Annotated in this window: 5 protein-coding genes and 1 pseudogene; 4 read left to right on the top strand and 2 right to left on the bottom strand. The window is 61.9% G+C overall.

The window, feature by feature from the left end:
- The first annotated feature begins 335 nt into the window (after positions 1 to 335).
- Entirely contained in the window at positions 336 to 557 is a 222-nt protein-coding gene (locus tag EN932_RS28405; protein ID WP_013532531.1) for a hypothetical protein, read from the top strand.
- A gap of 3 nt (positions 558 to 560) precedes the next feature.
- Here EN932_RS28405 and EN932_RS28400 read toward each other — a convergent pair whose 3' ends face one another.
- Positions 561 to 1,067, bottom strand: a complete 507-nt coding sequence (locus EN932_RS28400; RefSeq protein ID WP_027162698.1) for an OsmC family protein — start codon at positions 1,065 to 1,067, stop codon at positions 561 to 563.
- 202 nt (positions 1,068 to 1,269) lie between these two features.
- On the opposite strand from EN932_RS28400, the gene aguA reads away from it, so the two are divergent.
- On the top strand, positions 1,270 to 2,376 hold the full coding sequence (gene aguA, locus EN932_RS28395; protein WP_127384838.1) for an agmatine deiminase: 1,107 nt from the start codon (positions 1,270 to 1,272) through the stop codon (positions 2,374 to 2,376).
- Between the two features lie 45 nt (positions 2,377 to 2,421).
- Positions 2,422 to 3,516, top strand: a complete 1,095-nt coding sequence (locus EN932_RS28390; RefSeq protein ID WP_127384839.1) for a polyamine ABC transporter substrate-binding protein — start codon at positions 2,422 to 2,424, stop codon at positions 3,514 to 3,516.
- 109 nt (positions 3,517 to 3,625) lie between these two features.
- On the opposite strand, the gene EN932_RS28385 is transcribed toward EN932_RS28390, so the two are convergent.
- Positions 3,626 to 4,375 (bottom strand): LuxR family transcriptional regulator, encoded by a 750-nt coding sequence (locus EN932_RS28385; protein ID WP_013532535.1) that lies wholly within the window; start codon positions 4,373 to 4,375, stop codon positions 3,626 to 3,628.
- Positions 4,376 to 4,592: 217 nt separating this feature from the next.
- On the opposite strand from EN932_RS28385, the pseudogene EN932_RS28380 reads away from it, so the two are divergent.
- Positions 4,593 to 5,254 (top strand): annotated as a pseudogene (locus EN932_RS28380) (peptidase S10); the annotation flags it as partial.

Below are 5,254 nucleotides of genomic sequence, written 5' to 3'. Positions count from 1 at the left end.
GGGCGGAAGGCGCCGCGATGATGGGCCATCACGACCGTACCGGCCTCGACGATTCGGCAGCCGCCAAATCCTGGAATTCCTCGCACGCCTCGCGCGGCGGCTGCAGCCAAGAGGCGCTGAAGGGCACCGGGGGCGATGGCTTGTTCTATTGTTTTGCCACCAACTGAGCCGATTGCGCTTCGAAATCGGGCTGGGAAACCCGCCGTCACATCACGCGGCTGTGATTTGGCGGCGGGAAGCTGTGCGGCGGTCATGCCTTCGTCATTTCCTTGGGGTTGGTAGGGTCACCGCGACTCCCACAACAAGCGCCCAACTGGCAGAACAAGGAAATCCCCATGGCTACGACCGCAGCAGCGTTGGTCTGGTATCTGGTAATCGCCGGTCCGCAAGGCGGCATGGTCGTGCTGCCCAGCACCTTCGACAAGCGCGAACAATGCACCGCCGCCATCACCGAATATCAGAAGCAGCCGACACCGGCCGGCTGGTCGGTGCAATGCGTGCCGAGCGCCTCGCCCTTCACCGACGAGGGTGACGCCGAAGAACCGTCAGCACAGTAGGCGTCAGCGGCGTGCGCTGACCGTCAGTTCCGGCTTCTGGCTGATGGTCTGGAATACCACGCAATAACGCTCGGTCAGCTTCAGCAGCGAGTCTATCCGCTCCTGCGGCTCATCGGTGTCGAGGTTGAAATTGAGCCGGATGGCGCGAAAGCCGACCGGCGCATCCTTGGCGACACCGAGCGTGCCGCGAAAATCGAGATCGCCTTCAGCCTCCACCGTGGCGGCGCCGAGTTTGAACTCGAGCGCCGTCGCCACCGCCTTCAGCGTCACCCCGGCGCAGGCGACCAACGCCTCCAGCAGCATGTCGCCCGAGCAGAGCTCAAGGCCTGAGCCGCCTGTTGCCGGATGCAGGCCGGCGATGGCGAGCGCCCTGCCCGTCTCCACCTTGCAGGCAACCGACTGGTCGTCGATCGAGCCCTTGGCGCGAAGCGTGATCATGGCCTGCGAAGCGTCGTCACGATAGGCCTGCTTCAGCGGCGCCTGCATGGCCTTCAGTTCGGTCGCATCCATCCGCTTTCCCCTTTCGTCGACTGCTTGCGTCACCGGCATGCGCCGTCCGGTCAAGATTTGCGCCGATCACCTTGGGAAGGCAATGCCATTCCGCAACAGGTGCCAGCCGCCTACACCGATATCCCAAATGGGACATTGACGGACAAGGTCCCAAAAAAGTCTGATCCGGGCAAGTCATCACTCCATTTCCCGGCGGTCCCCGATGCCTCGAACCCTCTCGACAAGGCCGAAACAGGATGGGTTTCGCGCGCCCGGCGAATTCGAACCCAAGTCAGGCTGCTGGATGATCTGGCCGGAGCGGCCGGACACCTGGCGCCTCGGCGCCAAGCCCGCGCAAAAACTGTTCGCCGATGTCGCCGCGGCGATCGCGCAAAGCGAGCCGGTGACGGTGGCGGCTTCTGCTCGCCAGTGGCAGAATGCCCGAGCGCGATTGCCTGGCCATGTGCGTGTCGTGGAGATGTCCACCAATGATTCCTGGCTGCGCGACAGCGGTCCCAACTTCGTCGTCAACGATCAAGGCGACGTGCGTGGCGTCGATTGGATCTTCAACGCCTATGGCGGTTTTGACGGCGGCCTCTATTCGCCATGGGACCTGGATGACCTTGCGGCGCAAAAACTGCTCGAAATCGAGAACATGGATCGCTACCGCGCACCTCTGATCGCCGAGGGTGGCGGGTTGCAGTGCGACGGTCAGGGCACGCTCATCACGACGGAGCAATGCCTGCTCAATCGAAATCGCAACGCTCATCTCGGCAAGGCCGAGGTGGAGCGCCAGCTTGGCGACTATCTCGGTGTCGACACCATCATCTGGCTGCCACGCGGCTTTGCCTTCGACGAGACCGACGGCCATGTCGACGACGTCTGCTGCTTCGTGCGCCCCGGCGTGGTCGTGCTGAGCTGGACCGACAATCGGGACGACCCACAATATGAGATCGTGCGCGAAGCCGAGGCGGTGTTGCGTTCGGCTCGTGATGCGAAGGGCCGCGCGCTGGAAGTTCACCGGCTGCCCCACCCCTTGCCGATCGAGATGACGCCGGAAGAAAGCGACGGCGTGGACCGGCTGGATTCGACCTGGGCGCGACCGGCCGGAAACCGGATCGCGGCGAGCTACATCAACTACTATCCGGGCAACAGCGTCGTGGTGGTGCCGCAGTTCGGCTGCGATCTCGATGTGAAGGCCAAGCGGACGCTGGCCGAGCTGTTTCCCGACCACCGGATAGTCGGCATCGAAAACTCGCGAGAGATCCTGCTGGGCGGCGGCAATGTCGCCTGCATCACCTTGCCGGTCTATGCCCCGCAACGACGTTGAGGGACGGAGCATGCCGAGAACACATAGCGAAAACGGAGGACATTCATGCGCGCTCTGATCTTCTCAACCCTGCTTGCCTGCGGCATCTGCGCAAATGCGGCTTCGGCTGACGAGGAAAAGATCGTCAACGTCTACAACTGGTCCGACTACATCGCGCCGGACACGGCCGAGAAATTCGAGAAGGAAACGGGAATCAAGGTTCGTTACGACGTCTATGACGGCAACGAGGTGCTTGAGACCAAGCTGCTCACCGGTGGCTCCGGATATGACGTGGTCTACCCTTCGGCCTATCCGTTCCTCAAGAACCAGGTCAAAGCAGGGGCTTTCCTGGAACTCGACAAATCGAAGCTTGCGAACCACTCGAAGATCGATCCGCAAGCCCTCACGCTGATCGCCGGCGCCGACCCGCAGAACCTGCATGCAGTGCCCTATATGGCGGTCACCGACGGCATTGGCTACAACGTCGCTGCGGTGGAGCAGCGGCTGCCGGACGGGCCGACAGATTCCTTCGCCATGGTCTTCGACGTCGATGTGGTCAAGAAGCTGTCCGATTGCGGTGTGGCTATCATCGATGCGCCGGCTGAAGTCATCCCGATGGCGATGAACTACCTTCACATCAACCCCAAATCGACCAGTCCCGACGACCTCGCCAAGGTCGAGGACCTGCTGGTCAAGGTGCGGCCCTACATCCGCTATTTCCATTCGTCGAAATACATCAACGACCTCGCCAACGGTGACATCTGTGTGGTGTTGGGCTGGTCGGGCGACATACTCCAGGCAAGGACCCGTGCGGCGGAATCCGTAAAGAAGCTGGAGATCGCCTATTCCATCCCCAGAGAAGGCACGCTCATCAACTTCGATACGATGGCGGTACCGAAAGATGCGCCGCATCCCGACAACGCCCAGGCCTGGATCAACTTCAATCTGCGGCCCGATATCGCCGCGGCCAATTCCAGCTATGTCTCCTACGCCAATGCGATACCGGAGTCCCTGCCGCTGATGGACAAGGCCATAGCCAGCGATCCCGGCGTCTTTCCGCCTGATGCCGTGAAGGCCAAGCTGTTCGTGGTGGACAACAACGACCCAAAGCTGCTGCGATCACAAAACCGCATGTGGACGCGCATCGTGACGGGACAATAGAGCAATTCCAGGAAAAGTGCGCAGCGGTTTTCCCGGGAAAAGCGCGTAGCGCTTTCCCTTGGGAATTGCGTCAAAGCAAAAAGACAGAGCCGGGCGGAAGCCGTCAGGCTCAAGCGGCTTCGCGGATGGCCGCCAGCAACTCGACCTGGGAGTGCACGCCGAGCTTGCGATAGATCTGCTTGATGTGGTTGCGGACGGTCCCGGGCGAGATGGCGAGGCATCGCGAAATCGTCTTGGCGTTGCCACCATCGACCAGATGCCGCGCAATCTCGGTCTCGCGCCTGCTCAGCCGCGAGCGAGCGTCACCGATTGCGGCGCCCTTGTGCCGGAAGCGGCACAGATGGAGCAATCTTTCCAAAATGAGCCTTGTCGCGCTGCTTGCCGCGCAAGCCGTCGCCAGATCCTGCTCGCCAAACGGTTCTGCCCCGTTTCGCCTGAGAAAAGTGACATAGCCAGCGGTCAGCCGGTCGAGATTGAACACGCCGGTGATCTCGTCGAAACTGTCGGAAGGGCCGAAGAATTCGCGATAGTAGGGAGTGCGCTGGAAGTCGCCATTGCGGAGTGCCGACAGCGGCAACAGGAAATCCTGCCTCGTGCTGGCGAACCTCTGGAAGAAGGGATCCTGGCGATACAGTCGTGCATCATAGTCGCGGTTCCAGCGATCGGGACCGGCATCGTCGATGGTCAGGGATGTGATGTCGCGACGGTAAAAGCCGACATAGGCGCGGTCGGAGCCAAGCAACTCGCTCGCCGCTGCCGTGAAGCGAGCCGACAATTCTTCGGGTGTCACGGCAACGGCCGCAGCGGCGACACCGCCGCTCCAGCGCCCAAACTGATCGAGGGAAAGGTTCGACTGCATTCCAATTCATACTAGGCATGATGCCGAAAAGTGTGAAGCGGTTTTCGGACGGCATCATGCTCCATCTGTTTGATTTAGAGCCGGATTCAGATTTCAGGTCGATCGACCTGAAATCATCCGGCTCTAGCGCAAGCCGTTGCAAGTTCAAATCAGCCATTTCCTTTGACTTCGACCCTCTCGGCCATACCTATGCGGGAGTCGTTGTCGCGGAGCCATCATGCCGGTCAAATTGAAACTGATCTGCCTTATCCTGCCGATGCTCGCCGTCCTGGCGCAGCCCGTCCTGGCTGAAACGGCGGAGCGGCCGGCGCCCTCGGGCGGCGTGCTATCCCTGCTGCCGCCGCCGCAGACCACCAACCATTCGATCACGCTAGCCGGGCGCAAGCTGGATTACCAGGCAAAGGCGGCGACCCTGTCGCTGCTATCGGGCAAGGGCGACGTCACGGCGGAGATCTTCTACGTCGCCTACACACTGGAGCCGCCGGCAAGCGGGGCCAAAGACCAGCAGCGGCCGATCACCTTCGTGTTCAACGGCGGCCCTGGAGCAGCGTCCGCCTATCTGCATATCGGCGCACTCGGTCCACGGATAATCGCGACGGGAGCCGACGGCGAATTCCTGCCGTCACCGCAAAGACTGATCGACAATCCGGACAGCTGGCTCGACATGACCGATCTCGTCTTCGTCGATCCGGTGGGAACCGGCTATAGCCGCGAGGCACCGGGTCAGGACACGCGCGACTTCTGGGGCGTCAACCAGGATGCCGGCTCGATAGGCGCCTTCATCCGGCTCTATCTCGCGCAGAACGGCCGCACCGGGTCGCCGCTGTTCCTCGCCGGCGAAAGCTATGGCGGGTTCCGCGCAGCGCTGCTCTCCAGGAC

It is taken from the genome of Mesorhizobium sp. M7A.F.Ca.US.002.01.1.1, from assembly GCF_004022955.1.
In the GTDB taxonomy this organism is placed as follows: domain Bacteria; phylum Pseudomonadota; class Alphaproteobacteria; order Rhizobiales; family Rhizobiaceae; genus Mesorhizobium; species Mesorhizobium ciceri.
This window is presented reverse-complemented; position numbering and strand designations above follow the sequence as displayed.